Origin of the sequence: Erythrobacter fulvus (assembly GCF_028595285.1) — a bacterium.
GTDB lineage: Bacteria > Pseudomonadota > Alphaproteobacteria > Sphingomonadales > Sphingomonadaceae > Erythrobacter > Erythrobacter fulvus.
On record NZ_JAQQXQ010000010.1, the window covers coordinates 20,161 to 45,232 of the forward strand.

General features: G+C 65.1%; 24 protein-coding genes. 14 read left to right on the plus strand and 10 right to left on the minus strand.

The annotated features are described in order from the left end of the window. The first annotated feature begins 45 nt into the window (after positions 1–45). From nadC to OIK40_RS12465, 5 genes are all read left to right on the plus strand, one after another. Entirely contained in the window at positions 46–921 is an 876-nt protein-coding gene (nadC, locus tag OIK40_RS12445; protein WP_273678671.1) for a carboxylating nicotinate-nucleotide diphosphorylase, read from the plus strand. Continuing rightward, entirely contained in the window at positions 918–1,364 is a 447-nt protein-coding gene (locus OIK40_RS12450; RefSeq protein WP_273678672.1) for a hypothetical protein, read from the plus strand. Before nadC ends, OIK40_RS12450 begins: the two co-directional genes overlap by 4 nt. 56 nt (positions 1,365–1,420) lie before the next feature. Further along, entirely contained in the window at positions 1,421–1,855 is a 435-nt protein-coding gene (locus OIK40_RS12455; RefSeq protein ID WP_273678673.1) for a hypothetical protein, read from the plus strand. Positions 1,856–1,860: 5 nt separating this feature from the next. Next, entirely contained in the window at positions 1,861–2,571 is a 711-nt protein-coding gene (locus OIK40_RS12460; RefSeq protein WP_273678674.1) for a ribonuclease T2 family protein, read from the plus strand. Positions 2,572–2,676: 105 nt separating this feature from the next. Further along, a complete protein-coding gene (locus tag OIK40_RS12465; protein WP_273678675.1) occupies positions 2,677–3,549 on the plus strand; it encodes a sterol desaturase family protein in 873 nt (290 codons plus the stop codon). On the opposite strand, the gene OIK40_RS12470 is transcribed toward OIK40_RS12465, so the two are convergent. Then, complete coding sequence (locus tag OIK40_RS12470; RefSeq protein ID WP_273678750.1) at positions 3,539–3,766, minus strand: ribbon-helix-helix domain-containing protein; 228 nt, start codon at positions 3,764–3,766, stop codon at positions 3,539–3,541. The two genes, OIK40_RS12465 and OIK40_RS12470, sit on opposite strands and share 11 nt — an antisense overlap. Before the next feature lie 95 nt (positions 3,767–3,861). Here OIK40_RS12470 and OIK40_RS12475 point away from each other — a divergent pair, with 95 nt between their 5' ends. The 3 genes from OIK40_RS12475 to OIK40_RS12485 all read left to right on the plus strand — a co-directional run bounded on the left by OIK40_RS12475 (position 3,862) and on the right by OIK40_RS12485 (position 9,022). Continuing rightward, positions 3,862–5,952 (plus strand): hypothetical protein, encoded by a 2,091-nt coding sequence (locus OIK40_RS12475; protein WP_273678676.1) that lies wholly within the window; start codon positions 3,862–3,864, stop codon positions 5,950–5,952. Between the two features lie 392 nt (positions 5,953–6,344). Beyond that, positions 6,345–7,673, plus strand: a complete 1,329-nt coding sequence (locus OIK40_RS12480; RefSeq protein WP_273678677.1) for an MFS transporter — start codon at positions 6,345–6,347, stop codon at positions 7,671–7,673. Continuing rightward, complete coding sequence (locus tag OIK40_RS12485; RefSeq protein WP_273678678.1) at positions 7,670–9,022, plus strand: APC family permease; 1,353 nt, start codon at positions 7,670–7,672, stop codon at positions 9,020–9,022. The genes OIK40_RS12480 and OIK40_RS12485 overlap by 4 nt, the downstream gene beginning before the upstream one ends. Before the next feature lie 16 nt (positions 9,023–9,038). Here OIK40_RS12485 and OIK40_RS12490 read toward each other — a convergent pair whose 3' ends face one another. Then, a complete protein-coding gene (locus OIK40_RS12490; protein WP_273678679.1) occupies positions 9,039–10,277 on the minus strand; it encodes a polyhydroxyalkanoate depolymerase in 1,239 nt (412 codons plus the stop codon). 246 nt (positions 10,278–10,523) lie between these two features. Here OIK40_RS12490 and OIK40_RS12495 point away from each other — a divergent pair, with 246 nt between their 5' ends. The 4 genes from OIK40_RS12495 (at position 10,524) to OIK40_RS12510 (ending at position 15,890) form a co-directional block, all read left to right on the plus strand. Then, the gene (locus tag OIK40_RS12495) at positions 10,524–12,344 is read left to right on the plus strand and encodes an ABC transporter transmembrane domain-containing protein (RefSeq protein WP_510167390.1); all 1,821 of its coding nucleotides are present in this window, start codon (positions 10,524–10,526) and stop codon (positions 12,342–12,344) included. A 135-nt stretch (positions 12,345–12,479) separates the two neighbouring features. Beyond that, a complete protein-coding gene (locus tag OIK40_RS12500) occupies positions 12,480–14,663 on the plus strand; it encodes a M13 family metallopeptidase (RefSeq protein WP_273678681.1) in 2,184 nt (727 codons plus the stop codon). An 80-nt stretch (positions 14,664–14,743) separates the two neighbouring features. Then, positions 14,744–15,547, plus strand: a complete 804-nt coding sequence (locus tag OIK40_RS12505; RefSeq protein WP_273678682.1) for an undecaprenyl-diphosphate phosphatase — start codon at positions 14,744–14,746, stop codon at positions 15,545–15,547. An 85-nt stretch (positions 15,548–15,632) separates the two neighbouring features. Further along, positions 15,633–15,890, plus strand: coding sequence for a hypothetical protein (locus OIK40_RS12510; protein ID WP_273678683.1), 258 nt, complete (start codon positions 15,633–15,635; stop codon positions 15,888–15,890). Here OIK40_RS12510 and phhA read toward each other — a convergent pair. Continuing rightward, positions 15,887–16,828: a phenylalanine 4-monooxygenase gene (gene phhA, locus OIK40_RS12515; protein WP_273678684.1), complete on the minus strand. Its 942-nt coding sequence runs from the start codon at positions 16,826–16,828 to the stop codon at positions 15,887–15,889. The genes OIK40_RS12510 and phhA overlap by 4 nt on opposite strands. Before the next feature lie 71 nt (positions 16,829–16,899). Here phhA and ppk2 point away from each other — a divergent pair, with 71 nt between their 5' ends. After that, positions 16,900–17,676 carry a polyphosphate kinase 2 gene (gene ppk2 / locus OIK40_RS12520; protein WP_273678685.1) on the plus strand — a complete coding sequence of 259 codons (777 nt, stop codon included), beginning with the start codon at positions 16,900–16,902 and terminating at the stop codon, positions 17,674–17,676. Here the strand turns inward: ppk2 and OIK40_RS12525 are convergent. The 6 genes from OIK40_RS12525 to OIK40_RS12550 all read right to left on the minus strand — a co-directional run bounded on the left by OIK40_RS12525 (position 17,673) and on the right by OIK40_RS12550 (position 22,886). After that, the gene (locus tag OIK40_RS12525; RefSeq protein ID WP_273678686.1) at positions 17,673–18,521 is read right to left on the minus strand and encodes an HTD2 family dehydratase; all 849 of its coding nucleotides are present in this window, start codon (positions 18,519–18,521) and stop codon (positions 17,673–17,675) included. The genes ppk2 and OIK40_RS12525 overlap by 4 nt on opposite strands. Then, on the minus strand, positions 18,518–19,744 hold the full coding sequence (locus OIK40_RS12530; RefSeq protein ID WP_273678687.1) for an acetyl-CoA C-acetyltransferase: 1,227 nt from the start codon (positions 19,742–19,744) through the stop codon (positions 18,518–18,520). The genes OIK40_RS12525 and OIK40_RS12530 overlap by 4 nt, the downstream gene beginning before the upstream one ends. Next, positions 19,741–20,973 carry a CoA transferase gene (locus OIK40_RS12535; RefSeq protein ID WP_273678688.1) on the minus strand — a complete coding sequence of 411 codons (1,233 nt, stop codon included), beginning with the start codon at positions 20,971–20,973 and terminating at the stop codon, positions 19,741–19,743. The genes OIK40_RS12530 and OIK40_RS12535 overlap by 4 nt, the downstream gene beginning before the upstream one ends. A gap of 134 nt (positions 20,974–21,107) precedes the next feature. Beyond that, a complete protein-coding gene (locus OIK40_RS12540) occupies positions 21,108–22,307 on the minus strand; it encodes an acyl-CoA dehydrogenase family protein (protein ID WP_273678689.1) in 1,200 nt (399 codons plus the stop codon). A gap of 60 nt (positions 22,308–22,367) precedes the next feature. Then, complete coding sequence (locus tag OIK40_RS12545; RefSeq protein WP_273678690.1) at positions 22,368–22,586, minus strand: hypothetical protein; 219 nt, start codon at positions 22,584–22,586, stop codon at positions 22,368–22,370. A 12-nt stretch (positions 22,587–22,598) separates the two neighbouring features. Then, positions 22,599–22,886, minus strand: a complete 288-nt coding sequence (locus OIK40_RS12550; protein ID WP_273678691.1) for a hypothetical protein — start codon at positions 22,884–22,886, stop codon at positions 22,599–22,601. Between the two features lie 163 nt (positions 22,887–23,049). Here OIK40_RS12550 and OIK40_RS12555 point away from each other — a divergent pair, with 163 nt between their 5' ends. After that, complete coding sequence (locus tag OIK40_RS12555; protein WP_273678692.1) at positions 23,050–24,012, plus strand: right-handed parallel beta-helix repeat-containing protein; 963 nt, start codon at positions 23,050–23,052, stop codon at positions 24,010–24,012. Here OIK40_RS12555 and ribA read toward each other — a convergent pair. Next, complete coding sequence (gene ribA / locus OIK40_RS12560) at positions 24,009–25,037, minus strand: GTP cyclohydrolase II (RefSeq protein WP_273678693.1); 1,029 nt, start codon at positions 25,035–25,037, stop codon at positions 24,009–24,011. The genes OIK40_RS12555 and ribA overlap by 4 nt on opposite strands. Between the last annotated feature and the right edge of the window lie 35 nt (positions 25,038–25,072).

The window sequence follows — 25,072 nt, forward strand, 5'->3', positions numbered from 1 at the left end:
CACGGTCGTGCTTGCGGAGCCTGCGGCTCCGTTTAATGTGCCAACATGACCACGTTCACCCTGCCCGGCTTCGACCTCGAGAAATTCATCCGCGAAACGCTTGCCGAAGATCTTGGCGAAGGCCTGCCCGGCGGCGGGCGCGATGTGACTTCGGAAAGCGTGATCCCCGCCGATGCGCGTTTTGCAGGCGTGATGGACAGCCGCGATGCGATTGTCGTCGCGGGCCTGCCGCTGGCCGAGGCGATTTTCCGGCACCTCGATCCCGACTGCACGATCGAAACCCTGGTCCATGATGGTGACAAGGTTGCGGCCGCCACCGACCTGATGCGGATCGAGGGCCGCGCGCGGGCGCTGCTGACGGCGGAGCGCAGTGCCTTGAACATCGTCCAGCACCTTTCCGGCATCGCCACGCTGACCAATGCCTATGTCACCGCGATGCGGGGGCCGGGGGGCAATCCGGCATGCACCCTGCTCGATACCCGCAAGACCATTCCGGGTCTCCGCTTCCTCGAGAAATACGCCACTCGTCAGGGCGGCGCGCAGAACCACCGCATGGGGCTGTGGGACGCCGCGATGATCAAGGACAACCACGTCGCTGTCGCCGGCAATGTCGGCGAGGCGGTGCGCCGCGCGCAGGAAGCGGGGGTAGAGAAGATCATCTGCGAGGTTGACCGGATCGACCAGATCGAACCCGCACTGGCGGCAGGCGCGCACCACCTGCTGCTGGACAACATGGACCCGGCCAGGCTGGCCGAGGCCGTCCGGCTGGTTGCGGGCCGTGTGCCGACCGAGGCGAGCGGCGGAGTGAACCTCGATACCATCGCCGCCAAGGCGGCAAGCGGGGTCGATTACATCTCGGTCGGTCGTCTGACCCAGAGCGCGCCCGCCGCCGATATCGGGCTCGATTTCCAGCCGCTATGAAGGTCGTCAGCGGGCCGCGACCGCTGGCGATCCGGGTATTCGCCGCCGCCTTCCTGGCCGCCGCCGCCATCCGCTTGGGACAGGGCCTTGCCGATGTCGAGCTTGCCGCACTGGGGCTGGCCATCCGGCTGCCATGGTTTTCCTGGGATCGCGACTGGACCATTGTCGCGATGTCGGCCGAATTCACCATCGCGCTGATCCCGATTGCCTGGATCTATCTCTTCGCAGCGCCCTTCGCGCGCTGGCTGGTGCTGGGCTTCGGAACGCTAAAGCTGTGGGGAATGGGCGCCAATGCGGTGCTGATGCTGCAAACCGGCAGTTTTGCACTATTGCGCTGGGCGGAGGCGGCATTCGTCCTGCTCGCCATGTTCAGCCTGCTGACCGCCGGGGCGCATCGCTGGTTCGCCAGGCGGCAGGAGGCCGGCGCGGAAATTTTCGAATAGACACCCGGCGCCCGCCTGTTAGCTTCGCGCGGTTCAATCGCATAAGGGGGATCTTCATGCGTCCGGCTTCCATCACTCTGTTCGACCGCCTTTTTCTCGGCGCGATCGTGATCGGCATCCTCAACACCGCGCTATCCTTTGAATCGGTCATGGCGCAGCTCAAGGCCGATCCGGCGGTGGCGGAATTGGGCATGGCGACGCCTGGCTTTCTGATCGGCAGCGCCGCGTTCGGATATGCCATCTCGCTGCTGCTGTGGTTCTTCATCTCGCGCAAGGCCAGCAGCATCGCGAAGTGGATACTGACGGTGCTGACAGTGATCGGAGCGCTGATGATTCCGTTCTCGATCGCCACCACGCCGCTGGTCGAAAGCCTTATCGTGGTGGCGATAACCGCGCTTCAGCTGGTGGCGATCTGGTGTCTGTTCCGCCCCGATGCGAAAGCGTGGTTCGCACACGGCCCCAAGGGTATGGACCCTGCCGCTTTCGAATAGGTGCGATGCGACGCATAGCGACCCTGCTGCCGGTGGCGCTGGCGCTGGTGTTTCCGGCTGCGGCGGCCCACGCGCAGGCCTACCAGTGCCGTGCGCCGACGGTGCGTTCCGTCCCGCAGGTCGCGCCAGACGGACCGCGCCGGAGCCTGCCGGTCACCGGCTATACCCTCGCGCTCAGCTGGTCGCCCGAGTTTTGCAAACCGCGCGAGGGGCAACGCGCCCATGCGGCACAATGTTCGGGCGCGAACGGCAGTTTCGGGCTCGTCGTGCACGGGCTGTGGCCCGAAGGCGGGCAAAGCTGGCCGCAATGGTGCACCCGCGAGGCGCCGCTGACCCCCGCCGAAATCCGCGGGGCGATGTGCATGATGCCTTCGGAACGCCTGATCGCGCGGCAATGGGCGAAGCACGGCAGCTGCATGGTGAACAACCCGGCCGCCTATCTGAAGATCACCCGGATCCTGTGGGATAGTCTGCGTCTTCCCGATTACGATCGCATCAGCCGCGAGGAAGGCCTCACCGCAGGCCGCATCCGCGCCGCCTTTGCCGATGCCAATCCCGGCATTCCCGAAAGCGCGATCGGCGTAAAGCTCAACGCGCGCGGTTGGCTGGAGGAAATCCGTCTGTGCTACGCCAAGACCTTCCGCCCCGTCCGCTGCACCGCGTCGCGCTATGGCGCGAAGGACACGGCGAAAGCGAAGGTCTGGCGCGGGCTGTAGCCGCTCTGCCCGCCGCCCTCGACCACCTGCGCAAGATGGCGTATTCTGTCCTCAGGGGGTCGTGTCCTAAATCTGTGCGCTGCGCCAACTGGCAAGGGATACGAAGTGAAACAGACGCTGATCAATCTGCTGCCGCCCGCGACCATTGCCGCGGTGCTTTGCTTCTGGGCCTTCGCGCCGCAGAGCTGGGTCGAAGCGCCATGGACGATCATTGTCGTCGGCCTTTCCGTGATCGCCTTTGTCCAGCTGCTCGAACTGGTGTTCGAACGGCACGAGGGCTGGCGTATGAACGGCCAGGAACTGGCAACCGATATTTTCTACGTTGTCTTCGGCTACGGCGTGATCGGGTTTTTGAGCGACGCGCTGATCAATTCACCGCTCGCCGAACTGAAGGCGCAGCTCGGCATTGCCACCCCGTGGCTCGCCGCCAGCCCGTTCCTCGTGCAGGTGCTGGTGGTGATGTTCGTGTTCGAATTCGGCCAGTACTGGATGCACCGCGCGATGCATAACTGGCACCCGCTCTGGCTGACTCACGCGCCGCATCATCACGTCACGCAGCTGAACGCGATGAAGGGGTTCATCGGCAATCCCATAGAACTGTTTCTGATCAGCCTCGGCGTGATCGCGCTGCTGGATGTCGATCTCAACGCGCTGTTCGGCGCGATCACCGCGTCGGGCGCCATCGCGGTTTATGCCCATGCCAATGTCCGCGCCGATCCGCCGATCTGGTACGGGTATTTCTTCACCACCATCCGCAACCACAGCCTGCATCACACCGCCTTGAGCTATGAAGACACGCGCTGCAATTATGGCAACTCCGTGATCTTCTGGGACAGGGTGTTCGGCACCTATCGCGAAGGCGAATCCGCGGTGGTCGGGCAGGATGATCGCAAACGGCTGTCGATCAGGGAGCAGTGGCTATTCCCGGTCCTGCCGTGGCTAGAAGACAAGCAGCGCGCCAAAGCCTCTAGCGATTGACCACCAGCCACACCCGGATCGCGCTGGCGAGACCGGGCGGCGTGGGCGACTTGATCCGCTCGGCATCGATCCGGGCCACCAGCGCCGCCACCGCGACGCTTTCGCCAGCCGCAGCCTCGCGCAGCATGTCCCAGAAAACGGGTTCAAGGCTGATCGAGGTCTTGTGCCCGGCGATTGCGAGGCTGCGTTTGACCGGCGGGTGATAGGGCGAAGGCATGGACATCGACCGCCGCGATAGCAGGCGGGTGACAATCCGGCGATATTCATTGAAAAACCCCGCTCACCGGTTAATCTTCACACCGGGGGACCTGCGTGGGCAACGAAAAGCAGCAGATTGCCGCGCCGACAACAGCGGCGCTGGCGCGAATTTTTGGCGATTTCCGGCTTGAGACAGCGGGCGGCACCCCGCTGCTGCTCAGCAATCGTCGTGGAATGCTGATCATTGCGCTGTTGTGCCTGCAACCTGACCGCAGCCTCGATCGCGAAACATTGTGCCGGCTGCTTTGGCCCGATCGTTTCCATGCGCAGGCCAAGGCCAGCCTGAGGCAATGCCTGCTCGATCTGCGCCACCAGTTCGAACAGGAAGGTTGCCACAATCCCCTGATCGTCAGCCGCGTCGCAGTGGGCCTGGACTGCAATTTGCTGGCGTCCGATCTTTCGGAACTTGAGGATGCGCTGGCCGAAGGCGATGCGGACGGTGCTGCCGCGATGGTCGAAGGCAGCGCTACGCTCCAGCTGCTGCAGGGCATCAACTTCAACCCCGCTTTCGACGAATGGCTGGCGCTTAAACGGCAGGAGGTCGAAGCGCGGATCCGACAGGGCATAGCGCGGCTGGTTTCGGGACTGCGCTCTGCCGGAGATTCGCAGGCCGGCGCCCGGCTGAGCGCCGCCGCCCAGGTCCGCTACCCGCTTGCCCGGCGTCTTGCCGATGTCGCGCTGGCCGTGCTGCCGTTCGACCAGATCGACCACGTCGGCGGGGATTTCTTCCTTGCCGAAGGCATGACCGACGAGCTGACGTCGCGGCTTGGCAAGGTCGAAGGCATCATGCTGGCCGGACGGACTTCAGTCCTTGCGGTCGCGGGACGCGGGCAGATGCTTACGGAAATGGCGGCCAGCCTGCGGGTGACCCACCTGATCGAAGGCGAGGTGAAGCGCACGGCGGAGACCATAACGGTCAGGATCGCCCTGATTGAAGGTGCAACCGGTGCCGAGATCTGGGCGGACCGGATCGAGGGTTCACTCGACGATTTCTTCGAATCCCGCAAACTGATCGGGAACAACGTCATCGCCGCGATTTGCCGGGTGCTGGGCCTGTCGCTTTCGCCTGCGCCGATGCGCCGGATGACGGCCAACCGTGCCGCCTATGCGCTGTACCTCCAGGGCCGTTCGCTGGTCCGGCGCTCGATCACCGATGGTGCCGCGGCCAAGTCGGTCGAACTGCTGGAGGAGGCGCTGGCGATCGATCCCGACTTCGCCGAATGCTGGACCGCACTGGCCGACGCCCACATCCACAATGCCGTCTACACCCCCTGCCTCGACCGGGTGGAACGGTCGCGCAAGGCGGCCGAATGCGCGCGGCGGGCTGTTGAGCTCGATCCCGGGCAGGGCCATGCGCTGGCGATCCAGGGCATTCACGAATGGACCCGCCGCAACCCGGCGGGTGCGCTCGATCTCGCGTTCGAGGCCTATGCTCGCGAGCCGCGCAATGCCGATGTCGCGCTGCGGCTGGGATCGTTCCTGCTCTATCTCGGCCGAAGCCGTGCGGCCTTGCCGTTCATCGAGGCCGGGATCGAGCAGGATCCTGCCTATGGCCGCAACCACGTGATATTGGCGACCGCGCATTTCAACCTTGGCGAGATCGAACAAGCACTGGCAACAGGACAGCGCACGGTCGATCTGGGAATGCCGGGCATGTGGCTGGCCGTGTTCGAGGCGGCGACAGGCGACAATCGGAAAGCGGCCGAAACCTATTATGCACAGCGGATGCTGATGAACACGGTGATCCTGCCGCCCGCCGGGACCGAGCCGATGAACGATGTCATGCGTGATGCCTATTGGCAGATCGCCGCCAAGGGCATTTGCAGCGGCGATGAGACCGCAAGGGCCACCTATTGTGCGATGCTTGACGGGCTGCACCAGACCATGCCCGATCCCTATGATCCTTCGATCGCCTTCCCCGCGATCTGGATGGGGCATGCCGAATTGGTGATGAAGATCTACCGCGAGCGCATCCACCCGGCCAACATGTTCGGATTGATGAGCCTGTGGACCGATGTCGAGCCGATCCGCCGGATCCGGCAGCATCCCGGCTTCATGGACTTTGCCGAGGAGGTGGGCCTGGTCGAGGCGTGGAACCGCCATGGCTGGCCCGATCTCATGCCCGCCGACCCGCGCACCGCCTGAAACGGACGGAATTGACGCTTTTTTGACGGTCGCCCCGGTTGCCGGAGCCGCCGAACGCGGGCATTTTGCCCCCTGTACCGACAACCAGACATCAAGCCTGTTCAAGCAGCGCGCCGCACCTTGCGTCCGGCGTGTGCAGTACAGCTTTGCGCGTTGTCCGGCAGGCGGGAGCGGGGCCGCACGGACGACAAGTTCGATTCTGCTTCTGGAATACAAGCCGCGCTGAGGGCGGTGGGTAAAATTCTGCCGACAGGAAACGCGTTCCGTCGGCACCGGGGCCTGCAGATCCGGGGGGAGTTGCAGGCAACGGATTGAAAGGCTCCGGCGAGCGGGCTTGCGACCCTACCGCTTGCCGGAGCCTCTTGCCCCCATCGACCGAGGATCTCGTCTCTATGGCTCATGTCATCGCTGCGCCGCTTGCAGTTCAGCCCGCCCGTCTTCCAGCACTATCCGAACACAAGATCGCCCGCTTTGCCGCGATCATCGTGCTCTATTTCCTGCAAGGGGTGCCGCTTGGCCTGACGCTGGTGGCCTTGCCCGGCTGGCTGGCTGAACAGGGTGCCAGTCCGGTCGCGATCGGTGGCTTCGTGGGCGTTGCCATGCTGCCTTGGTCCACCAAGCTGTTCAACGGCCTCGTCATGGACCGCTTCACTTACAAGCCGATGGGGCGGCGGCGCGGCTGGATCCTGCTGGCGCAAGGGCTGATGGTGATGGCGCTGATCGGGATGGCGCTGGCCGCGCCGGGCGCCCGAGACATCGCGCTGCTTACCGCCTTCTGCTTCACGCTCAATGTCTGTGTCACGTTCAGCGATGTCGCGGTTGACGGCATGGCGGTCGATATCGTGCCCGAGGCCGAGCGCACTGCGATCAACAGCCTGATGTTCGCAAGCCAGGCGCTCGGCGTGGCGGTGTGCAGCTATGCCGCAGGGCAATTGCTGTCATCGGGAAGCCTGCGGACGACGGCTCTGGCTCTGGCGGCGATGGTGCTGCTTGCATCGCTATTTGTCGCGCTGTTCCGTGAACGGCCGGGCGAACGCCTGCTTCCGTGGACCTCGGGGCAGGCCTCACGCGAGTGCATTGAGCGCCAGAACGATGCGTGGTGGCCGGTCATTTCGGGCGTCGTTCGCTCGGTTTTGGCGCCGCGCACCTTCCTGTTCCTGCTGGGCACCGGCTTTGCCTGCGCGATGCTTGCCTTCGTCGATGCGGTGAACCCGACGCTGGCAGTGCAGCAGCTCGGCTGGTCGAGCGAACGCTATGCCAATTACGGCGCGCTGCTCAATCTCGTGGCCGCCGGGTTTGCGCTCTTCCTGCCGGTGCTGATGGTGCGCTGGTTCGGGCTGAAGCGCGCGGTGATCGCTCATTTCCTTGCGATTGCCGCGCTGTCGGTGGTGGCCGGGGCCAGTGTCGCGGGTTGGCGCGACGATACCTTGTTCATGGCGTTGACCGGGGTGCTCTACGTGCTCAGCATCCTGCTCACGGTGATGCTGATCGTATGGGCGATGCGGATCTGCAATCCCGCGATCGCGGCCAGCCAGTTCGCGCTGTTCATGGCGGTGCCGAACCTGTCGCGTTCGGTGATGTCGGGTAATTCGGGGTGGCTGGTCGAAAGCGGCGGTTATGGCGTCACCTATTATGCGGTGGCGGCGATCACGTTGCTGGGCCTGGCCTGCGCGCTTGCGGGCGGCGTGGGTAATGAACGCCACGCGGCTGCGGCGGCATGAGCTCTTCGCCGCCAGCTTCCGGTGCGCTGCAAAAGCGGCTGGGCCTGCCTTTCGGCATCGCGATCATGGCCGGTTCGGTAGTCGGTGCCGGCATCCTGCGCACGCCGGGCGTCGTGGCGAACGAGGTGCCGCTATTCTGGGCGGCGATGCTGGTCTGGCTGCTGGGGGGCATCTATGTGCTGCTGTCGGTCAATGTCGCGTCCGAACTGACCACCGCGCTGCCGCGAGCGGGCGGCATCTATGTGCCGGTGCACGAGGCTTTCGGCGACGGCATGGGCTTGCTCGCCGGCTGGTCGATATGGGCGGGCTATGCTGCGGGCGGCGCGGCATTGGCGCTCGCCTTTGCCGAATTCCTCACCTTCGCGATCCCCGCTGCTGGTGATTTTACCGTGCCGATTGCGGTCTGCGCGCTGTTGCTTGTGACCGGGTTCAACTGGCTCGGTGTCGAAGAGGGACGCATTTCCAACATTATCGCCCTTACGCTCAAACTGTTGCTGCTGGGCGGCGTGATCATCGCCGCCTTCGCTCTGGAATCTCCCGCGCAGTCCGGTGTCGGGAGCGCCGCCTCGTCAGTGTCCCCTGGCGAGGCGGCCATCGGCTGGGTGGCCTTCATCACCGCGCTTCAGATCGTGCTGGGGGCCTATGACGGGTGGCAGGGGCCGAGCTTCTTCGCCGAAGAGGACAAGGATCCGGCCCGCAACATCCCGCGCGCCTTCTTCACCTCGGCCTTCATGCTGCTGGCGATCTATCTCGCGATAAACCTGTGCGTCTTTACCGTGCTGGACATTGATACCCTGCGCGGCTCTGACCTGCCTGTCGCTGTGCTGATCGAGATGCTGCTGGGGCCGGTCGGAACGAAGGTTACCGGCATTGCCGCGGCCATAATGGCGCTGCTGACGCTTAACGCACTGGTGATGACCCACCCGCGCATCCTTTACGGCATGGCCCGCGACGGGCTGTTCATCCGCAGCGCGATGCTCGTCAACCGAGGCGGCACGCCGTGGGTGGCGATGCTGATCGGAACCGCGGTGGCTGTGCCGATGATCATGAGCGGCGCCTATGTCTTTGTCTTCAAGATCCAGGTGGCGACCGGGATTTTTGCCGGCGTGCTGTACAACGCGTCCTATTTTGCGCTGCGGGCAAAACGGCCACACATGGAGCGTCCGTTCCGCGCCATCGGCCAGCCGGTGCTTCCGGGGCTGATCCTGGCAATCACCATCGCCCTGTTCGCGGCAATCGTCGGGGCTGACCCGGTCAGCGGCCTGTGGGTCGCGGGCCTCATCGGCATCTGTCTGCCGGTGGGCATCCATCTGGAGCGCGAACGGCGCAAGGCCGCCTTCGCTGTGTGAGGCCTTGCGCTGATCGTTAGCCCGCGTGGGCAGCGATCCATTCCTCCACCACCGGCGCGACCTTGTTGCGCCAGCGGCTGCCATTGAAGATGCCGTAATGTCCGGCGCCTTCGGCCATGTAATAGCGTTTTTTCCCGTCAGACAGGTTCGGCGTCAGCTTGAGCGCCGCCTTGGTCTGGCCAAGGCCCGAGATGTCGTCGCGCTCACCCTCGATCGCCAGCAGTGCGGTGTCGGTTATCTGCGTGATGTCGACCAGTTCGCCTTTGTGGCGGAACTCGCCCTTGGGGATCGAGTGCTTCTGGAACACCTCCTCGACGGTCTGGAGGTAGAATTCCGCCGTCATGTCGCACACGCTGCGATATTCGTCGTAGAAATCCTTGGTCGCCTGCGCGCTCGCCTCGTCACCGATGGTGAGGTGTTTGAACATCTCGTAATGGCTCATCATGTGGCTCGACAGGTTCATGCTCATGAACGCTGAAAGCTGCATGAAGCCGGGATAGACGCGCCGTCCGGCACCGGCATATTTCATCGGCACGGTGGCGATCACGCTCTGGCGGAACCATTCGATCGGGCGCTGCATCGCCATGTTGTTGACGACCGTCGGGCATTCGCGGGTGTCGATCGGGCCGCCCATCATGGTCAGCGTGGCAGGCGTCGCCGGCGAATTGTGGAGGTTCATCAGCGCGGTCGCCGCGAAGGCCGGGACCGAAGGCTGGCACACCGCCATCATATGGATACGCTGGCCACCGGCCTCGTCATGCACGTGCTCGGCGAATTCGATCAGGTAGTCGATATAATCGTCGAGATCGAACTTGCCCGCGTCGGCCGGGACCATTTTGGCATCGGCCCAGTCGGTGATGAACACCTCGGCGCTTTCCAGCATCCGTTCCACCGTGCCGCGCAGCAGCGTGGCGTAGTGGCCGCTCATCGGTGCGACGATCAGCAGGCGCGGTCGGTCGGCAGGCTGGCCTTCGACGCGGAAGCGCAGAAGGTCGCCGAACGGGCGCTTCATCACTGTCGATTGCACCACGGCATGCGGCTTGCCGTCGATATCGATGCTGTCGATGCCGAATTCGGGTTTGCCATAATGCGCCGTGGCGTGAGCGAAAACGTCGAGCGCGCTCGCGGCCAGCGGGCCCATACCCATGTAGCTCAGCGGATTGGCCGGGCTGGACAACATCCCCGCGCTGATCGAGGCCAGCGCGCTAGCGCTGTTCATCCAGCTGCGTTGCAGTTCATAGGCGTGGTAAAGCATTGGGCAGGCCCCTCAAGCGACGAACATTTGCAGCGCCTCTCTCCCGGGCGCCTGAGGTGTACAGATGGGCCTTTGCGCGCCGTTGTGCAATGCACAATATTCCGGCCATTCCCCGCCGCGAGATGTGTCTGTTGCTTTTTGCACGTGAAATTCGCGTGCGGCGTGGCTAGAGCGGGCGGCGATATGCATGGCGAAACCCCAGAACGCGACGGCGCGGCACCAGCCGCAGAAGACGCGCCCGAGACAATGGCCGAGGCCGTGCCGGCCGCAAACGAGCCGACGGGGGACGAAGCCGAAGCCGAAACACCCGCTCGCTCGCGCTCGCTCGCGCCCTTGCGCATGGTGTTCGGCGCGGCGGTTCAATACCCTCGCCAGATCGCGCTGGCGCTGCTGGCGCTGGTGATTACCTCGGCAGCGACGCTGGCTATTCCGTGGCGCTTCAAGGTGATCATCGATGAAGCCTTCACCGGATCGGCCAGCACCGACGATATTGCCCACGCCTTTCAATACCTGCTGATGATCGTTGTCATCCTCGGCATCGGCACGGCTTTGCGGTTCTATTTCGTGAGCTGGCTGGGCGAACGGGTGGTGGCCGATATCCGTCTGAAAGTTCAGCAGAACTTGCTGCGGCTGTCGCCCGGTTTCTACGAGGTCAACAGCCCCAAGGAAATTTCCAGCCGGATGACGAGCGACACCGCGATCATCGAGAACGTGGTGGGGACGACCGTTTCGGTGGCGCTGCGCAACACACTGACCGCGATCGGCGGCATCGGGCTGCTGCTCTATCTCGCGCCGAGCCTGACCATCGGCTTGCTGGTGGGCATCCCGCTGGTGATCGCCCCGATCGTCTATTTCGGGCGCAAGATCCGCGCCGTATCGCGATCGAGCCAGGACCGGATCGCCGATGTCGGCGCCTATATTACCGAAGTGCTCTCGGCGATGAAGATCGTGCAGAGCTTCGGGCAGGAGCGGCGCGAGGGAGAGCGGTTCGCCGGTGTGGTGGAAAGCACCTTCGAAACTGCCCGGCGGCGCATCATCCTGCGCGCGGCGATGACTTCGGTGGTCATCCTGCTGGTGTTCGGCGGGGTGGTGCTGGTGATGTGGCGCGGCGCGATTGCTGTGGCCGAAGGTGCGATCAGCGGCGGCACCATCGCTGCTTTCGTCCTCACCGGCGGCCTTGTCGCGGGCGCGCTGGGCGCGTTGACCGAAGTTTACGGCGATCTGCTGCGCGGCGCGGGCGCGGCGAGCCGGCTGGCGGAATTGCTTGAATCGCGTCCCGATATCGCGCCCCCGGCACGGCCCGAACGTCTGCCCGAGCCGCCGCGTGGCAGCCTCAGCTTCCGCAATGTCACCTTCCGTTACCCGGCACGGCCCGAGGTGGCGGCGCTCAAGGACTTCACGCTCGAGATCGAGCCGGGCGAGACTGTCGCCATCGTCGGCCCTTCGGGTGCAGGCAAGAGCACGATTTTCCAGCTGGTCGAGCGGTTCTACGATCCGCAGGGCGGCACCATCCGTCTCGACGGCATCCCGCTGACCAAGGCCGATCCGGCCGACGTGCGTGCGCGCATCGCGCTCGTGCCGCAGGACGGCGTGCTGTTCAGCGCCAATGCCCGCGACAATCTGCGCTACGGCAAGTGGGACGCGAGCGACGAGGATATCTGGCAGGCCGCCCGTGCCGCCAATGCCGAAACCTTCCTGCGCGCGCTCCCGCAGGGGCTCGACACCTATCTGGGCGAAGGCGGGACGCAGCTTTCGGGTGGGCAGCAACAGCGCGTCGCGATTGCCCGCGCACTGCTGCGCGATGCGCCGATCCTGCTGCTCGACGAAGCGACCAGCGCGCTGGATGCCGAAAGCGAACAGCTGGTGCAGCAGGCACTGGAAGGCCTGATGAAAGATCGCACCACGCTGGTGATCGCCCACCGTCTCGCAACCGTGCGCGCGGCTGACCGGATCGTGGTGCTCGACGAGGGCAGGATTGTCGAACAAGGCACACATGACACGCTGGCCAAGGCGGGAGGGCTCTACGCGCGCCTTGCCCGGCTGCAATTCGCCGACGCCGCTGCGTGAGCGGGCCCGACTGACCGCCTGACCCCGCTTTTCGACGAAGTGCTGCCAGCGCCGGATCAAGGGCAACCTTTCGTGCGCGCCAGCGTTAAGTGCACCGTCGCACAAATCCTGCATCAGCTTTCGGGGACACGAAACATGATTCGCAAATCCGCTCTTCGCGGCGCAAGCCTTGCCGCGCTTGCCACTTTCTTCCTCTGCACCGCGCCCGCCATGGCCCATGACGCGCATGATAGCGCCGACGGCATCGAGCGGCTGCTTGAAGAGGGCGACACCGCCGCCACCGCCACACCGACCATGAGCTTCGGCGCATGGGGTGTCGATCCGGCGTTGCTGGCCAAGGATGTGAAGCCGGGCGACGATTTCTTCGCCTATGTTAACGGCCCCTGGCTCGACGCCAATCCGCTGCCGTCCGAATTCAGCCGCTTCGGCGCCTTCACCCTGCTGGGCGAAAAGAGCACTGCCGACGTCAAGGCGCTAATGGACGAGCTGATGGCGAAGAAGGCCGACAGCCTCTCCGCCGACGAGGTGCGGATCCTCGATGCCTACAAGGCCTATCTCGATACCGATGCGATCGAGGCCGCCGGGCTTGCCCCGGCGCGCCCCTATCTCGACACCATAATCGCCGCGACCACGCTGGATGATCTGGCGAAGCTGTGGACCCAGCCCGGCTATGCCAGCCCGGTCGGCGGATCGGTGAGCGTGGATGCCAAGCAGCCCGATCGCTATGTCGCCTATGTCGGTTTCGGCGGCCTCGGCCTGCCCGATCGCGACTACTACCTCGACCAGAGCGAGAAGGGCCGCGAGATCCAGGCGAAGTACAAGGACTATCTCGCCTTCCTGCTGGGCGAGGCCGGTTACGAAGACCCGGCGGCTGCTGCAGAGGCGGTCTATGCCTTCGAAGCGCAGATCGCCCGCACCGTGGCGTGGGACCGCGCCGTGCGCCGCAACCGCGACCTGACCTATAACCGCGTTTCGGCCGAGGAAATGGCGGCGATGGGCGGCAAGGTTCCGGTGCTGGAAATGCTTGCGGCCGCAGGGCTGGACAAGAGCCCGACCTATGTCGTCAGCCTGATGCCGCCGACGCCAGAGGAAGCGGCCGAGCTGGGCCTTGATGCGGCCACGCTGGCCAAGATCGGCAGTGGCCTGCCGGGGATGTTCGCGCTGCTCGGTGAAACTCCGGTGGCGACGCTGCAGGCGTGGATGATCAAGGAATTCCTGTCGGACAATGCGTCCGTGCTTCCCAAGCGTTTCGACGAGGCGAGCTTTGCCTTCTACGGCAAGACCCTGCGCGGCACGCCCGAACAGCGCCCGCGCTGGAAGCGCGCCATCGGCGAGGCCGAGGGCCTGCTGGGCGAGCTGATCGGCAAGGAATATGTCGCGCGCAATTTCCCGCCCGAAAACAAGGCGGCGATGGAAGAGCTGGTGGAGAACCTGCGCGTCGCGCTGGGCCAGTCGATCGACGAGATCAGCTGGATGGGCGAGGAAACCAAAAAGCAGGCCCGCGCCAAGCTGGCCAGCTTCGACCCCAAGATCGGCTATCGCCCCAATCTGGAGACCTACGAAGGCCTTGCCATCACCGCCGACAATCCGATCGCCAACCGCATGGCTTCGGCGAAGTGGGAACAGGCGGATAATGTCGCCAAGCTCGGCCAGCCGATCGACCGCACCGAATGGGGCATGCTGCCGCAGACGGTGAACGCCTATTACAACTCGACCAAGAACGAGATCGTGTTCCCGGCGGGCATCCTGCAACAGCCGTTCTTCGCGCTCTCGAATGATATCGCGGTGAATTACGGCGCGATCGGCGGGGTGATCGGGCACGAGATGGGCCACGGTTTCGACGATCAGGGTTCGAAATCCGACGCCACCGGCGCATTGCGCAACTGGTGGACCGACGCGGACCGCGCCGCCTTCGATGCGCTCGGCGATGCGCTGGTGGCGCAGTACAACGGCTTCTGCCCGCTCGATGACGGCGAGACCTGCGTCAACGGGCGGCTGACGCTGGGCGAGAATATCGGCGATGTCGGCGGGCTTTCGATGGCCTACCGCGCCTACAAGATCGCCACCAAGGGCAAGGATGTGCCGGTGATCGACGGGCTGACCGGCGACCAGCGCTTCTTCCTGGCCTGGGCGCAGGTGTGGCGTTCGGCCCAGCGCGAGGCGAATTATCGCACCCGTCTGCGCACCGACAGCCACAGCCCCGAGGAATACCGCGTCAACGGCGTCGTCCGTAACCTTGACGAATGGTACGAAGCCTTCGGCGTGAAGCCGGGCGACAAGCTTTACCTGCCGCCCGAAAAGCGCGTGCGCATCTGGTAAAACCCTTCAAGGCCCGTTCCCGCTTCGGGGCGGGCCTTTTGGTTTGACACTTTGGCGGCACTCGGCAAAGCGCAGCGCCCATGAACGACACGCTCGCCGCAATTCTGCTCGGCATCCTCGAAGGATTGACCGAGTTCCTGCCGGTATCTTCGACCGGGCACCTGATCCTTGCTACCGAGTTGCTCGGTTTCGACCAGCGCGACTGGGAGGTGTTCAACATCGCTATCCAGCCCGCCGCGATCCTCGCGATCGTGGTGCTTTACTGGCGCACCTTCTGGGATGTGGCCAAGGGGCTGTTCGGGCTTGAGAAAGGCGCGCTTGCCTTTGTGCGCAATCTGCTGGTTGCCTTCTTTCCGGCGGTGCTGCTGGGCCTTGCCTTTGGCGACGTGATCGAAACGATGCTCGGCAATGCGGTGCTGGTCTGCTGGACGCTCATCATCGGCGGGATCGCGATTCTGGTCGTCGAACGCTGGGCCAATCCGCCCGCCGAGGGTGCAGGCGTTGCGGGCGTGCCGCTGCGCACTTCGGTGCTTGTCGGGCTGGTGCAATGCCTTGCGATGATTCCGGGCGTGAGCCGTTCGGGTGCGACCATCCTGGGGGCCATGGCCTTCGGGGTGGATCGCAAGACCGCCGCGGAATTCAGCTTCTTCCTCGCGGTGCCTACGCTTTCGGGGGCGACCGTCTACCAGCTGGCGAAATACGGCGCCGATCTGACCTCGCACGATTTCGAACTGATCGGGATCGGTTCGGCGGTGGGCTTTGTCACCGCGCTGGTGGTGGTCAAGCTGTTCGTGACGATCATTACGCGGATCGGGTTCGCCCCCTTCGCCTGGTACCGGCTCGTTGTCGGCGCGGCCGGCCTTGCCTGGCTGACCTTGCGCTAGAGCACTTTTCCGGAACCACACGGCGACAAGGCGGTTTGGGAGTTGAACCGGCAAGTCGCCGGGATGCAGGAATCGAAGACAAATAATGGCGTTACTGGTGTTGATCGTGTTGGGTGCGACTTTGGGCTGGCTGGCCTCGATCATCGCGCGCACCGAAGCGCCGGGCGCGATCCTGCGCCAGATTGCGGGCGGTGTGGCCGTGTCGCTGCTGGCGGGCGGTGTCGCCAATGGCGGGACGATGCTGGGCAGTCTGTCGTTCTTCGGCCTTGGCGTCGCGCTGGCCGTGACTGCCGTCGCGCTGGTGCTGTATCACGCCATCCTGCGGCGTCTCGCGGAAGCCTAAACCGGCGCCGCGCCACTCCCCCTGCCGCCGCGCAGGTGATATTCCTGTGTCCCCCGGTGCAACACGTCATCGACATCGATCACCGCCGAATTGGCATAGGTGAAGCCGGCCTGCAGGCTGCGATAGAGCCGGTCGAAATCGCGCTCCACCGTCTGACGATAGAGATCGGCGAAGCTTTCGATAACGAAATAGGTCGGTTGCAGGTCGCTGATGACGTAATCGGTGCGCATCACCCGGTCGACATTCAGCATGATGCGGTTGGGGCTTTGCGCCTCCACGGCAAATCGCGCTTCGGTCGGGCCTGACAGGATGCCCGCGCCATAGGCCCGCAAGTCCTTGCCGCCTTCCAGGATCAACCCGAATTCCACCGTGTACCAATAAAGCGCGCCCAGCGCCTTCAGCCGGTTGTAGCGCATCGCCTTCCATCCGGCGCGGCCATATTCCTGCATGTAGTCGGCGAACACCGGATCGGTCAGCATCGGGACGTGGCCGAACACATCGTGGAACACGTCGGGTTCCTGGATGTAGTCGAAGGTTTCGCGCGTGCGGATGAAATTGCCCGCCGGAAAGCGGCGGTTGGCGAGGTGCCAGAAGAACACGTGATCGGGGATCAGCATCGGCACCGGCACCACGCTCCAGCCCGTCAACGCGCCGAGTTCCTCGGACAGCTGGCCGAATTCGGGCACCCCGCCGCGTCCCAGATCGAGCTTTTCAAGGCCTGCCATGAAGGCGCTGGCCGCGCGGCCGGGCAGGATCTCCAGCTGGCGGGCGAACAGATCGTCCCAAACCGCGTGGTCCTCGGACGAATAATCGGTCTGCTGCGGTTCGAGCCAGTCATCGCCCACATGCGCTGGCCGGGCGAGCGGCGCGGTAAAGACATCCTGCGCCATTTCGGGCAGGGTGGTGTAATCGGGAGCGGATTCTGCGAGCGTGGCCATATCGTTACAAATGATACTACCACCGGGCGGACGCAAGGACAAACAGACGAACAGGAGAGGGGGGAGGCAGCATGGGCATGAAGCGCAGCGAATATGAGGAAGCGCTTGAACCGCTGACCAGCGAACTCGTCAGCATGGCGCGCTGGGCCAAAGCGACTGGTGCACGCATCGTGGTGCTGTTCGAGGGGCGCGATACCGCGGGCAAGGGCGGAGCGATCAGCGCCGTGCGCGCCAAGCTCAATCCGCGCCAGTGCCGCACCGTGGCGCTGTCCAAGCCGAGCGAGGAAGAGCTGACCCAGTGGTATTTCCAGCGCTATGTCGCACACCTGCCGCACGCGGGCGAAATCGTGCTGTTCGACCGGTCGTGGTACAATCGCGCCGGCGTGGAGAAGGTGATGGGCTATGCCTCCTCCGAACAGGTGGAGGCGTTCCTCAAGGCGGTACCGACCTTCGAAAAGCTGCTGGTGAAAGACGGCATTCTGCTGTTCAAATACTGGCTGGCGACCGATCAGGAACAACAGGAAGAACGGCTGCGTGAACGGCTGGAAGACCCGCTGAAGCGCTGGAAGCTGTCGCCCGTCGATCTCGCCGCGCGGTCGAAATACGACGATTACACCAAGGCGCGCGAGGCGATGTTGGAAGCGACCCACACCAAGCACGCGCCCTGGACGCTGGTGGATTTCAACGACCAGAGGCGCGGACGGCTGACGCTGATCCGCGACCTGCTCGACCGGATTCCCGATACGCATGAAGATCCGCCGGGAATCGAATTTCCCGATCTCGGGCGCGATCCGGTGAAGGAAAGCTACGGGGTACTGAAACCGATCGCGGATTTCGGGTCTGATTAGGCCCCGGCGCTTGCCTGGGTCACCTGCCGTCCGTCACCGGCAAAGGCGGCGAGATCATATCCCGCCTCGCTCTTGCGCATGACAAGATGCAGCGGCTCGCCCGCGATGGCGGGGGAAAGGCCGCGGAAAGCGAAGCGGCGCAGACGGTTTTCCCCCAGCTCGCTGGCGGCCAGTTGCAGCAGCAGGCTCGCGGTCAGCGGACCGTGGACGACGAGGCCGCGATAGCGTTCGACGTCTTGCGCATAGGGCGCATCGTAGTGGATGCGGTGGGTGTTGAAGGTCAGCGCCGAGTAGCGGAACAACAGCCGCGCATCGGGGGTGAGAGCGCGGTGCGCGTTCCATCCGGCGGGATCGAAACTGCTCTCGCCCGGCGGCGGCGGGGATAGCGGCGCATCGGGCGCGGCGGCATCACGGTAGACCAGCGTCTGCGTCTCGATCACCGCGACGGAACCGTTGGCCTTGGTCACATGCTCGACATCTACGAAGGCGAGCCGTCCAGAGCCGCCCTCTTTCTCGCTCACCGATACCACCTTGCTGGTTCGCTCGATCACGGAACCAATGGCGATGGGAGCGAGGAACTGCATCTTCGACGATGCCCACATCCGGCGCGGCATGGGAAAGGGGGGCAGGAAGCTGGCCGGGCTATCATCACGCGCGGGGTGCCCGTCCTCGCCCAGTTGCGCGGTGGGGGCTTCGGGCGTGCACAGCGCGAAGTGGATGCCCTGCGGCATGATGGCCGGGTGCGGACGCGGCAGATCGAAAGTGGCGAGCCAGCGGGTCGCCAGTCCTTCATCGAGGCGGTCGCTTGCGCGCGCCTCGCGCCCGATCCAGGCCTCGAAGCTCACGCTGCCCGCTCGAACACGGCCGCGATGCCCTGACCGCCGCCAATGCACATCGTCTCCAGCCCATAGCGGACGCCGCGGCGGTGCATCTCGTGCGCCATGTCGGCGAGGATGCGCCCGCCGGTCGCGCCGATCGGGTGGCCGAGGCTGATGCCCGATCCGTTTACATTGAGCATATCGCGGCGGCTGTCGTCAGCCGACCAGCCCCAGCCCTTGAGCACCGCGAGCACCTGCGGCGCGAAGGCTTCGTTCAACTCGACAAGGCCGATATCGTCCCAGCTGTAGCCGCGCCGTTCGAACAGGCGTTCCACCGCTGGCACCGGGCCGATGCCCATGCGCGACGGGTCGCAACCAGCCGCCGCCCAGCCGCCGAACCACAGCATCGGGGTGAGGCCGAGTTCTTCCAGCTTGTCTTCCGCCACCACCAGGCAGGCCGCCGCCGCATCGTTCTGCTGGCTGGCATTGCCTGCTGTGACGATGGCCGCAGGATCGCGCTTACCGTCGATCGGGGCCAGTTTGCCCAGCGTTTCCATGCTGGCATCGGCGCGGTAGCCCTCGTCATGGTCGAACACTACCGGATCGCCGCGCCTTTGCGGGATAGTGACGGGAACGAGCTGCTCGGCAAACTTGCCCTCTGCCCATGCCCGCGCGGCATTCTGGTGGCTGCGCACCGCGAAAGCATCGGCTTCCTCGCGGGTGATATCGTAATCCTTGGCGAGGTTTTCGGCGGTTTCGATCATGCCGGTGATGACGCCGAAACGCTCGATCGGCTGGCTCATCAGCCGCCCGCGGGTGAGGCGATCATGCAGCTTCATGTCGCCCATCCGCACCCCGCCGCGCAGGTCGGTGGTGTAGTGTTCGACATTCGACATGGACTCCACGCCGCCCGCGACCACCACATCGGCCATGCCGGTTTCGATCATCATCGCCGCCGTCGCCACCGCCTGCACGCCCGATCCGCAGCGACGATCAAGCTGGAAGCCGGGCACCTCGATGGGCAGGCCCGCCGCGAGCCAGCTCCAGTGGCCAATCGCGGGCGCCTCGCCATTGCCGTAGCCTTGTGAGAAAACCACGTCGTCCACCCGCGCCGGATCGATCCCGCTGCGCTCCATCAGCGCGTTCAGAATCACCGCACCCAATTGCCCGGCGTTCATGCTCGACAGCCCGCCAAGGAACTTGCCCACCGGAGTGCGGAGCGGGGTGCAGATTGCTGCGCGTCTGGTCATATTCTGTCCTTGTCTGAAAGGGCCACGGTGCCTGCGTCCACCAGCTTGCCGATCGCGCCCGAGGACAGGCCGAGTCTCTCGCTGAGCACTTCCTCGGAATGTTCGCCAAGATAGGGGGCGGGGCGCGGATCGCCGACCTCGCGGCCGGGGAAGTTCGCGAAGCTGCGGGTGGCGGGATAGGTGAAACCGGAGGGGTTGGCGGGCGAGGGGCCGAACAGCGGGTTTTCCGCCACCAGCTGCGCGTCGTTCGCTGCTTCGTAAGCGGTGCGGTAACGTTCGAAGGTGCAGCCCTCCGCCGCCATGCGCGCGGCGAGGGTGTCGTAGTCCATGCCGTCCGCCGCCTGCTGGAACAGTGCGAACAGCCGCCCACGGTGCTGGAAGCGGGGGGTGTCGCCGTCAGCAAAGCGCACGCCGAGCTCGGCTTCAAGCGCGGCCATGCCAGCCTCGACCCCGAAGGCCTTGACCAGTCCGCTCCACTGCTTGGGCGTCAATGCGGCGACCATGAAGCGCGCGCCGTCGCGGCTGCGGAAATCGCGCCCGAATGCGCCCCAGATCGCATTGCCCAGCCGTTCGCGGTCGCCGCCGCGATAGAGCATTTCGGCCATGGTGCCCGAATTGGCGAGCGTGCCGATCGCGACGTCGCCCAGCGGAACGCGCACTTCGCTGCCCTCGCCCGTCCGATCACGGTGATGCAGCGCGGCGAGCATCGCGAAGGCGGAATAGGCGCCGGTAATGAAATCCCACGCCGGCAGCACTTGGTTGACGGGCGGTGCAGTGGCTGGATCCCAGTCTTCGGGGCCGCACATCAGCGGATAGCCGGCAGCGGCATTGACGGTGAAATCCATCGCCTGCCGCCCGTCGTGCCAGCCCATGATGCGCAAGCTGATCATGTCCGCCCGCTTGGCCTGCATTTTCCCATGGGCGAGGAAGCTCTGTTCGGGAAGGTTGGTGATGAGCTGACCGGTTTTCGCGGCGAGTTCGACGCAAAGTTCGCGCCCTTCCCCCGATTGCAGGTCAAGCGCGACCGATTTCTTGGCGCGGTTCAGGTTCTCCCACGACAGGCTCCGCCCTTCGCTGGTGAGCATGTAGCGGTTGTAATCCAGCCCGCCCGCCTTGTGATCGACGCGGATCACCTCTGCGCCCATCTGCGCGCAGTAAAGCCCCGCGGTGGGAGACGCGACGAAGCTTGAAACTTCGATGATCGAAAGGTCGTTGAGGAGGTTGTACATCTAAACAGGAACCTATCGTGCTTGCCGCTGGGAACGGCTCGCGTGGGAGCCGCAAGGGCGACCGCCCGCCCGCAGCGACGGGGCCGTCAGGCCCCATGAGCGAGGATTTCGCAGCCCGGATGGGCTGCGGAACATCAAGAATCCTTCCATTCGCGCAGCAGGTGTTTGGCGATCTGGAGCTGGAGGATTTGCGTCGTGCCTTCGTAGATGCGGTAGATGCGTGCATCGCGGAAGAAGCGTTCGGCGTCGTATTCGGCAAGGTATCCCGCACCGCCATAGACCTGCACCACGCGGTCCACCACGCGGCCGCACATTTCGCTGGCGAAGACCTTGAAGGCGGCGGCCTTGACGAGGATGTTCTCCCCCGCGTCGGCGCGCGCCGTTACGTCCTTCATCATCGCCTCGGCGGCGTAGATCTCGATCTCGCTGTCGGCGAGCATCTGCTGGATCAGCTGGAAATTGGCGATCGGCTCGCCGAAGGCCTTGCGTTCATTGGCGTAGCGCATCGCCGAATCGAGCGCGCGGCGGGCATAGCCGGTTGCCGCCGCGCCGACGCTGATGCGGCCGTTGTCGAGGCTCTGCATGGCGAAGCGGAAGCCCTTGCCGGTCTCCCCGCCGAGCAGCGCGTCACCCGGCACGCGCACGTCGTCAAGCATGATGTCGGAGATATGGCTGCCGGACTGGCCCATCTTCTTGTCGGGGCTGCCGGTCGATACGCCCGGCGTGTCCATCGGCACCAGGAAGGCGGATACGTGCGCGTTCTTGGGCAGGGCTTCCTTGCTGGTGCGCGCCATTATCAGCGCGACATCGGCGTGCGGGGCATTCGTGATGTAACGCTTGGTGCCGTTGAGGATCCAGCCATTGCCGTCAGGATCGGGGACGGCGGTGGTGGCCATGGCGGCACTGTCGCTGCCCGAACCCGGTTCGGTCAGACCGAAACACGCGATTTTGCCTTCGGCGATCTGCGGATACCATTCGGCTTTCTGCGCCTCGGTTGCGCCGTTCTTCAGCGCCGATGCGAACATGCCGACATTGATCGAGAAGATCGAACGGTAGGCGGGCGCGGCATAGGCCATGATGTTCACTACGCGGGCATACTGCGTCATGTTCAGCCCAGCGCCGCCATATTCCTCCGGCACCGACAGGCCGAACAGGCCCATATCGCGCATTTCGTTCACGATTTCGTCGGGAATGCGATCATTGGCGATGACTTCGGCTTCCGCAGGGATCAGCCGTTCGCGGACATAGCGGGTCAGCTGCTCGGCAAATTGTTCGAAGGTATCTTCGTCCATGCCGGGATTGTGCGGAGCGGAGAGGGTGCTGGGGGCATTCATGGCAAACTGTTCCTCGGGACGGCGGCAACCCGCCGCCGGATCGTCAGGGGTTGATCGGGGTCACTGGCCGTTCGGGCGCGCGGTGTCGCCTGTCAAATCGGCAGGCGCGGCGTCGGGCGGAAGCGCCTCGGGCGGCAGGCGGCGCTGATCGAGCATCTCGGCAGCCTGATCGAGCGCCTCGGCCTCGCCCTTGCTCACGCCGCCCGGTGCATCGGCGCCCGCGCTGTCACAGGCGGCGAGCGCCACAAGCAGTGCGGCAAGGACAAGCGGACGGCGCACCGCCTGCGGGCCTTATTCGCCGGTGTCTTCGGCCGCGGCAGCTGCTTCGGCAGCGACGCCGGCCGCAGCATCAGCGGCCTGTTCGGCCGTCGCGGCGGCTTCGGCGTCGGTTTCGGGCGCGTCGGTGGCGGTTGCCTCGGGATCGGCCACAGGCTCGTCCGAGATCGCTTCCAGCGCTTCGTCGGCCGGCATTTCGACGGTGTCGGCGTTCGCTTCGGTCGAAGCGTCGTCGGAGCTGCCGCAAGCGGCCAGCATCAGCGTGGCGGCGGCCAGAGCGGTGGGGGCAAAAAGCTTGCGCATGGTTCGGGTCTCTCCTCTCGAATAGGGCGGGCAGGGCGCATGCGGCGCGGCCCGGTCGCGGCAGGGTTTAGCCAAGCCTGGCCGGAAACGCCAAGTGCCAAATGGGCACACCCCTTGTATGCGCGGTAGCGAAGCGGGGGCGGCGAGTGATATTGTCTCGCGCATGATCAAAACCGTCGTTGCATCGCCCCTGCGCACCCTCGCCCTCATCGTCGCGAGCGCGCTGCCCCTGTTCGCTGCCAGCGCCCAGCCGGTGCCCGATGCTTTCACCGTGGCCGAAAGCGGCCAGCGCTTCGCCAATTTGCAGGACGCGGTCGACGCAATCGGGAACGGGCGCGGCACGATCCGCATTGCGCCGGGCACCTATCGGCAATGCGCGGTGCAGGAAGGCGGCGTGATCATCTACGAAGCGCCCGAGCCCGGCAGTGTCACCTTCATGGCCCGCGCCTGCGAGGGCAAGGCCGCCTTCGTGCTGCGCGGCATCGGCGCTGAGATTCGCGGCATCACCTTCAGCAACATCAAAGTGCCCGACGGCAACGGGGCGGGCATCCGGCTCGAGAAAGGCGCGCTCAATGTCGCCCACGCGCGCTTCCAGAACAGCGAGCAGGGCATCCTTACTGCCAACGATCCGGGCGGGCGCATCTACATCACCCGCTCTACCTTCAGTGGGCTCGGCACCTGCGAGAACTCCGCCGGGTGCGCGCATTCGATCTATATCGGGAACTATGGCTCGCTGACCGTGCGCGAGAGCCGGTTCGAGCGCGGGATGGGCGGCCACTACGTCAAGGCCCGCAGCGCCGAGGTGGTGATCGAGAACAACAGCTTTGACGACGCCAACGGCAAGGGCACCAATTACATGATCGATCTGCCCGCCGGCAGCATCGGGCGGATCGCCGACAACTGGTTCGTCCAGGGCCGCGACAAGGACAATTATTCGGCCTTCATCGCGCTGGGGGCGGAAGACCTGCTGCACCCTTCCGATGGGCTGAAGGTCGAAGGTAACGAGGCGCGCTTCGTGCCCGGCCTCTCGCGCAACTCCGTGTTCCTCGCCGACTGGACGGCATCGCAGGTGACGATGCGCGGCAACCGGATCGCGGCGGGGATCAAGCAGTACGAGACGCGCTAAAGGAGAAGGTGCCCCGAGCGATCCCGCTTGGTCGCCAGATACCTTGCGTTGTGGGGGTTTTCGGGGAGCTGGTGCGGCACGCGCTCGCTTACCGTGATTCCCGCCGCCGATAGCGCCGTCACCTTGGCCGGGTTGTTGGTCAGCAGCCGGATGGTGCGCGCGCCGAGCAGTTCCAGCATCCGTGCCGCCACCGGAAAATCGCGCGCTTCGTCGGGCAGGCCGAGGCGCTGGTTGGCCTCGACCGTGTCGAAGCCCTGATCCTGCAAGCGGTAGGCGCGCAGCTTGTTGACGAGCCCGATTCCGCGCCCCTCCTGCCGCATGTAGAGCAGCACGCCCCAGCCGCCGCTGCCCCTTGCCTCGTGCGCCATCGCGTGGAGCGCGGCATCGAGCTGCGGGCCGCAATCGCATTTGAGGCTGCCGAGGATGTCGCCGGTTAGGCACTCCGAATGCAGGCGCACCAGCGGCTGACGGTCGCCCGTCTGCTTGCCGATGATCAGCGCGACGTGTTCGCGCAGATCGGCACTGGAGCGGAAAGCGACGATCTCTGCATCCTCGCTAGCCGAGACAGGCAGGCGCGCGCGGGTCACGATGCGCAAGGCTCCAGCATCGGCATAGGCGCCCAAATCGCTCGCGGCGACCGGCACGGCCTCGCCCGCGTCTACCGGATCGACGAGGAATGCAGGCAGGATTCCGGCGATCCGCGCCAGTTCCAGCGCGGCGGCGGCGGCTTCGGCCCAGTCGAGCCCCACCGCCTTGAACGGGCCTTTCAAGGGATTGCCCAGATCAAGCGCCGGATCGGCAATCGGCAAGGCATCGCGCAGGGTGAAATCCTCGCCCCCTGCGATCAGCACGGGCGCGTGGGGCACTGCAGCCTCGCGCTGGTTGGCGAGTTTCAGTGTCGCCGCGCGCGCGGCGGATATCAGCATTCGCTGGCTGCGCGCGCCCGTGGCAATCGCCGTTTCGACCGGCAGCAGCACCGGGCCGCCGTCGAACGCCAGCGGCCAGCCGTGGCGCAATGCGTCCACCGCCTGCGCGGCGCGGCGCGCGGGAGATGGTGTCT

Excerpts from the sequence above, each read along its gene's own strand:
- nadC (WP_273678671.1), top strand. The coding sequence starts at position 46 with ATGACCACGTTCACCCTGCCCGGCTTCGACCTCGAGAAATTCATCCGC.
- OIK40_RS12450 (WP_273678672.1), top strand. The coding sequence starts at position 918 with ATGAAGGTCGTCAGCGGGCCGCGACCGCTGGCGATCCGGGTATTCGCC.
- OIK40_RS12455 (WP_273678673.1), top strand. The coding sequence starts at position 1,421 with ATGCGTCCGGCTTCCATCACTCTGTTCGACCGCCTTTTTCTCGGCGCG.
- OIK40_RS12460 (WP_273678674.1), top strand. The coding sequence starts at position 1,861 with ATGCGACGCATAGCGACCCTGCTGCCGGTGGCGCTGGCGCTGGTGTTT.
- OIK40_RS12470 (WP_273678750.1), bottom strand. The coding sequence starts at position 3,766 with ATGCCTTCGCCCTATCACCCGCCGGTCAAACGCAGCCTCGCAATCGCC.
- OIK40_RS12480 (WP_273678677.1), top strand. The coding sequence starts at position 6,345 with ATGGCTCATGTCATCGCTGCGCCGCTTGCAGTTCAGCCCGCCCGTCTT.
- OIK40_RS12485 (WP_273678678.1), top strand. The coding sequence starts at position 7,670 with ATGAGCTCTTCGCCGCCAGCTTCCGGTGCGCTGCAAAAGCGGCTGGGC.
- OIK40_RS12490 (WP_273678679.1), bottom strand. The coding sequence starts at position 10,277 with ATGCTTTACCACGCCTATGAACTGCAACGCAGCTGGATGAACAGCGCT.
- OIK40_RS12495 (WP_510167390.1), top strand. The coding sequence starts at position 10,524 with ATGGCCGAGGCCGTGCCGGCCGCAAACGAGCCGACGGGGGACGAAGCC.
- OIK40_RS12500 (WP_273678681.1), top strand. The coding sequence starts at position 12,480 with ATGATTCGCAAATCCGCTCTTCGCGGCGCAAGCCTTGCCGCGCTTGCC.
- OIK40_RS12505 (WP_273678682.1), top strand. The coding sequence starts at position 14,744 with ATGAACGACACGCTCGCCGCAATTCTGCTCGGCATCCTCGAAGGATTG.
- OIK40_RS12510 (WP_273678683.1), top strand. The coding sequence starts at position 15,633 with ATGGCGTTACTGGTGTTGATCGTGTTGGGTGCGACTTTGGGCTGGCTG.
- phhA (WP_273678684.1), bottom strand. The coding sequence starts at position 16,828 with ATGGCCACGCTCGCAGAATCCGCTCCCGATTACACCACCCTGCCCGAA.
- ppk2 (WP_273678685.1), top strand. The coding sequence starts at position 16,900 with ATGGGCATGAAGCGCAGCGAATATGAGGAAGCGCTTGAACCGCTGACC.
- OIK40_RS12530 (WP_273678687.1), bottom strand. The coding sequence starts at position 19,744 with ATGACCAGACGCGCAGCAATCTGCACCCCGCTCCGCACTCCGGTGGGC.
- OIK40_RS12535 (WP_273678688.1), bottom strand. The coding sequence starts at position 20,973 with ATGTACAACCTCCTCAACGACCTTTCGATCATCGAAGTTTCAAGCTTC.
- OIK40_RS12540 (WP_273678689.1), bottom strand. The coding sequence starts at position 22,307 with ATGAATGCCCCCAGCACCCTCTCCGCTCCGCACAATCCCGGCATGGAC.
- OIK40_RS12550 (WP_273678691.1), bottom strand. The coding sequence starts at position 22,886 with ATGCGCAAGCTTTTTGCCCCCACCGCTCTGGCCGCCGCCACGCTGATG.
- OIK40_RS12555 (WP_273678692.1), top strand. The coding sequence starts at position 23,050 with ATGATCAAAACCGTCGTTGCATCGCCCCTGCGCACCCTCGCCCTCATC.